Below are 5,647 nucleotides of genomic sequence, written 5' to 3'. Positions count from 1 at the left end.
GGGTTGAGCTGCGACGTAGGAATCTTCTGGCGAGGCAGTTTGCCGTTTACACTCTGCCATTCAAGTTGGATCCCGCCCGCGGCGTAGCCGTGACGCTCAAATATAATGGGATAACTCTGGCCCGCCTGAAGGGAAACTGTCACCTTCAGCGGCTTGTCCTCGTTATAACGGAAACGATTGTAAACTTCCTTGCCAGCCACGAAGACTTTGCCAAAGCCACCGCCTCGATCGTTCAGGAGGAACGAATAGTCACCCGTCACAGGTGCGATAATCGTCCCTTTTCCGTGGGATGAAAAGGCCCCGTTGATATCGACGCCGGCTGACTTCGCCCAGGTCGCGAAATATCCCAACCCATCCTCACGGCCCGGGAAGTAGACTATGGGTTCGACTCGCGTGGCCACTTTTTTACTGTTCACGAGGGCAGACGACTTGCCATTGAATTCATCGCCTGTGCCGCTGTACCAATCGATGGTCAGACCTTTGCCTTGGCCTGCTACATAGGTTGTGGCCAATGGTTCCAATCCGCAGCCTGCCAGCTCATTGAGCGTGTTATAGAGGCCGAACAGGAACGGAGCCCGCTGACCATCGAAGGCTGATGCCTGGGTCACCCACGACCGCAGACTGACACCTCCTTGTGGTGCACAAAGGTGCAGGTCCCTATCAAAGTGCGTGTCGAGACTGGCCAGGCCACTCTTTTCGATTTGCTCTTTCATGAGAAGCATCCACATGGCTGTCCAGTTCACTTCCAGTTTACGGTACAGCTGTCTGGCCTCGACGGTAGCATAGAGTCTCGGAAGATCTTCATCGCCGACGTCTTTCCAGCCGTTCTTGGCCAGGGCAACGTTGTTCGCTTCCAGCTTTGAAGGGTCCTTGTTTCTATCGTACCCGGTCGTAGCCTTCTTACCGACCAGATAAAACCGATGAAGCGGGTAACCTCCGGTGGGGTCACGGCCCAGGGAGCCGAGGAAATACTCGGGGCCGGTCCCACTGGATAGGGTGCTGTCCCCGTTAAAGCCGAAATACCACCAGGGCTGTACGATCTGATTCTTTTGATCCTGAACGTCGGCATCGGTGAACGGCCGCTCAGCCGTCTCGCCGAAGCTCTGGCGAACAAAGGCCGGCATCTGATCGGCGCGGGTCCATACAGTATTAGTCTTGTCAAAGGCGAAATCGGCGACAAAGAAGGCCGCATTCGGTTGCCCTTGGCCCGGTCCGGTCAGTGCGAGAATAGGGTTTTCGTCTTTCGCAGGGTCGAACAAGCCCAATTGCTGGCGCCGCAGAAGATGGGCTGTGACCTGCAGAGCTTTGAATTTAGTGGTACCGAGTGATCCAGCTGGCCCCTGCTGGGATTCGCCAGGATTTTTCCAAGCAACCGTCATGGAATCGACGGCCTGCAGGATTTCGCGAAGATTCCCATCGGTGGGATTCGCCAGGTAGCGATCATTGATCGCAAACCATTGAGCTTCAAACCCGGGTTTGGGAACGCGGGGGAGATCAGAGATCCAATCGTTGGCTGTACAATGCTCCTCGCCTCGGAAGCAGTCCTCTGAGATGCGGGGCAAAGGGATCCCGATCTGTATATCCAAAGGCTTGCTGGCCGTCAGCTCTGCCTTGGCTTGCAGGGCCTGGTCAAGAGTACTGATTTGTGCGTCGACCAGTGTGGGAGCAACCCTTCGAAGCGAAGTAAGGGCAAAGGCAAGATCACGGTCGGCTTTTGACTCGCCTGGTAGAACTGTGCCGCGAGGCTGAAAGGGTCGATCATTAAGCACGCTTTTTGGAGAGGTGATTTTATATTTCTGTCGCAAAGCGGAGAAATATTCAACGAGGGCCTCCCGGTCGGCTTCATTGACCCCATCCAGGTGCGCGCGACGACGAATATCATCATCAGTGAAATCATAGACCGCCAACTCAAAACCATCGGAATGACAGTTCGCGCAGGCACCCTTGTCAACGCCATTGAGGTCTTTTCGCGGCTGACGCCAGATAGCAAGTCCAGCAGAAATTTTTTGATTTAGCTCGGCTTCACTGTAACTGCCGATGCCAGGTTTATCGCCATTCACACCAGTCGGCAAATCCCGAGAGTTTTCACTCAGAGTACTTTCAGGCTCGGGAGCTTCTTTTTTGCCTCCACAGGAACTCCCAAGAACAGCGAGAAGAAGAGGAACAGCGGTTGCTTTTTTGAGCATTTTTGTCTCCTATGGATTGTTCTATTAACGGTTCTTAAACTGGTCCAAGTTTTCGAGCAAGATCCTTTTCCTCGAACTCAAATGATCTCGATGCATAATTATTCAAAGGCGGTTAAAAGGCACAAACAGAATTGCTCACAGCAGGTATTTCGACCCGCGCTGTCTTCATACGCATTCAATTACACAGTGAGCGATAGTTTAACCACGAAGTAAATTCATGATATAAAGCGGGATGAACTCCCCACTAATAGTAAGGTGGTTTTTGAAGAGCAGCGGTAACCGCCAGAAGTGGCTGAAAACTGATTGCGTGCCTGCTGCCCACATTGCGGTGACGCCGACATGAAGGATTAGCCCTTTGCCACCTACGCTTCCTGGAAGAATCGACTTTCTTCCAGGAAAGGTTTCGAGGCTACTCAATCTTTGCTCATTTTGGGCCTTCGAAACATCGGTTGCCTCCGAAACACACTTTGAAGGGATACCGAAGTTTCGTAGTAACTCAAATGATAGCGTCGCGCCCGACTAGGGGACCAACTTCTGGCTTTTTTCATCAATGCAGTCGACCATTATCAAAAACGCACCAGGGTCCGCACTCTCGCTGTTTCCAGTCGTCATGCAGCGTGTGTCAGAGTTTTGTCGAAGCGTGAACGCATTACCCACCATTTTTTTGGTGAACAGCTGGGCATCTTTAGTGGCGCACGGTTCAGTCGTGACGACAGGAGCCAAAAACCCAGTTGTTGAAAGACAAAGTTGCGCCTTCTCGTTCACAAACTGAATCCGATTGTCGGGAGTCACGACTTGCTTGAATTTTTGATAGTCTTCGGTCGCCACGCAAGTCTGTAGTTTAACTGTGCCAGTTGCGGTGTACTGAGCGCAAAGAGTCGGTGCATGGGAAAATCTGAGGGCTACGGAAGGTAACTGGGCAGGGGCAGCAGCTTTCGCAGCATCGGTGACGCCATCACCATCGGAATCTGTGTCAGCCATGTTTGATTCTTTGTCGTCGCCTTCCGAACCCGAGAGCTGATCGTTTTCGGTTAAAACTCCGATCGTCTCTTCCTCGTTTTCCGCCGGACGGTTTTTCTTGCTGCAGTTCGCTAAAACAGTCAAAGTCAACAGAGAGAGCACAAGCATCGATTTCCGACTGATCATTGACAACCTCGTTGTTAAAGTTCCCACAAACATTTTTTGACTGTGCAAAATGCAAACCATTCCGTATTTGAAACCATACAATCACTTATCGCACTGAAGTGCGCAGTGAACCGAACGGCTGTCGAGCCTTTGAGCATAATGTACAGCGTGTTATTTAGGCTTTACTCACTGCGGTCAGGGTCATGCGTCTCGGCGCGATACTTGACTTGCTGAAACCTCGACTCAGGGAGGCCTTCCAGCCGCCCAGCTGTGAAAAAGGAGCGTAAGATATTGCAAGCAGGTGGCTGCTACCCGCCCTCCCAGACCTGCAAAAGCTTGCCAAGCGCGCTGATCAGGAGTAGAAATTGCATTTTCCGATGGCAATTCCCTGTCCCGCAGGGCGCATAGCCTGCCGCTTGAAGAGACGTACAATGTTCGAGATCTGCAGTAAAATCTTCGTGTCATTCCTGGTCGGCTGTGTGGCGTCCTTTATCTGTGCAAGCACTGGTGGAGCAGGTCTCATTTCCACCCCCGCACTGATTTTTTTGGGGCTGACCCCCCAATCCGCGATAGCGACTGACCTTCTTGCCATGCTGGGCGGAGCTATCGGCTCCTTTCAGCGCTTTTATCGCTCGGGCACTATTGACTTTCGCCTGGGAGGCAAGCTTATGGCACTGACCGGAATCGGTGCCTTGCTGGGAGGCAGGGCACTGCTGTCGATCAATGCTGAGTCCATGCAGAAAATCACAGCGATCCTGCTTCTCGTCATCCTTGCCATCGTTCTTCTGCGAGGAAAGCCTCAACCACGGCAGGAGCCCGCGTCTGCGCTGCTCAAAGGGATCAGTTTTCTTTTGTTTGTCGGTGTTGGTTTTTGGGGCACTTTTTTTGGAGCCGGCTTTCTTATTTTCGCCAGCACTATTCTGGTTCTCCTCTTCGGTAAGTCGCTGCTTGAATCCGCCGGCCTACTCAGCCTGCTTAGTCTGACTGTAGGCCTCGTAGCGGTGCTAGTTTATGGACGGGCAGGATCGGTCCAATGGTCCTATTGCATCGCCATGGGGCTCGCAAGACATTGGGCAGTTCACTCGGTGCCGGCTTCGCTTTGAAGAAAGGGGAAATCTGGGTACGAACAATTTTTATTGCAGTTGTCGTCGCATCCTCGTTCAAATTGCTGATCTGACAAAACTCGACACACCTCTCACATTACGCCTTTCTCTATGCCTATATAAACCCCTACGGAACCTTCAAGCTCGACATGGACGAGCGTATGGCATTGGACACGGCCTGAAGACTCTGCGGTGAGAGGGTTTACGACCTTGTTTTTCGCTGGATGAGATAAAAGCTGATCATGGCGCCGAGGGAGGATAATTACCGTGTAATTGAGTGCGTGGCTTTTTGCTGATACTGGCACGAAACTCTTCAAAAAACGGCTGCCGGACGTAATGTGCCATCACGGGTAGCAGCCGCCTCAGGAAGGAAAAATACTTTACAGCGAATAACCCGGAACTCTGGGATTCGCAACCGTGCATGGTTGACCACGACAGCTGGTTTTAATTGTAAAACGCATTTTGGGGTTCCGATCGCTTATCTCGGGAAGTGATAGGCTTTCCCTGGTAAAGGCGAGACCATCCTGCAGGCCCATTATCTTGACCATGCAGCTTCCAGTGCTTGCATCCACAAAGAATGTATTGCTCGTCGCAGACTTAAAGCCGGCAAGATTAGTCGCTTTGTTCCAGTCATCAATCCAGCAGAGCTTTGACTCTGGCAAGGTGAACGAAAGTACGAGCCAGCTGCCCGCTTTAATTGATTTAACCCGGACCGATATTTCGTGGGGAACTTGCCCGAGCGCCACGTGCCAGCCGCTTGCACTTGGACCACTTATATGCTGCCTTTCAATGAAAGTCGCCGGATACGAATTGGTGCGCCCCGCTTCATTGCCGCCGACACCCCATAAATGTGTGGCCAATCCGCTTCGCTCAATACCCGCCAGTTGAACGCTCGCGACGGAACGATTGCTATCCTTGGGACATAGCCAGAGACCCCAGTCAGGCTGCTTCACGCAGCGGCTGTCAACTTTCCAGAAATTGATATCCCCGGACCCAACTATCGTTGGTGTGCCGGTTCCTGTTGCACTACCGTCGGCGTCAATGAAATTGAAATTTCGGGCTGCCAGTGTATTCTGGGTGTCATGGCAAATTTTCTGAGACTCATCGACGTTAATGTAGCGTATACCTGAAACAACGGTCATGAACTCCGGAGAAAACTCATCACTGTGAGTCATATTGTAGAAAGCACAGGTATTGCGCGAGCGGAAAGCTGAGGTATTCGGAGACTTCTTG

Annotated in this window: 4 protein-coding genes; 1 reads left to right on the top strand and 3 read right to left on the bottom strand. The window is 52.1% G+C overall.

All coding sequences use genetic code 11. The features are described from left to right. On the bottom strand, positions 1 to 2,186 hold a 2,186-nt coding region (locus VE954_RS04365; protein ID WP_324950049.1), incomplete at its 3' end, for a hypothetical protein. A 519-nt stretch (positions 2,187 to 2,705) separates the two neighbouring features. Further along, complete coding sequence (locus VE954_RS04360) at positions 2,706 to 3,332, bottom strand: hypothetical protein (protein ID WP_324950047.1); 627 nt, start codon at positions 3,330 to 3,332, stop codon at positions 2,706 to 2,708. 410 nt (positions 3,333 to 3,742) lie between these two features. Here VE954_RS04360 and VE954_RS04355 point away from each other — a divergent pair, with 410 nt between their 5' ends. Then, positions 3,743 to 4,414 (top strand): sulfite exporter TauE/SafE family protein, encoded by a 672-nt coding sequence (locus tag VE954_RS04355; RefSeq protein WP_324950045.1) that lies wholly within the window; start codon positions 3,743 to 3,745, stop codon positions 4,412 to 4,414. 380 nt (positions 4,415 to 4,794) lie between these two features. On the opposite strand, the gene VE954_RS04350 is transcribed toward VE954_RS04355, so the two are convergent. Further along, positions 4,795 to 5,647, bottom strand: an 853-nt coding sequence (locus VE954_RS04350; protein ID WP_324950043.1) for a hypothetical protein, incomplete at its 5' end; no start/stop codon positions are given.

The sequence above is a fragment of the Oligoflexus sp. genome (assembly GCF_035638955.1).
Classification (GTDB): Bacteria; Bdellovibrionota_B; Oligoflexia; order Oligoflexales; family Oligoflexaceae; genus Oligoflexus.
This window is presented reverse-complemented; position numbering and strand designations above follow the sequence as displayed.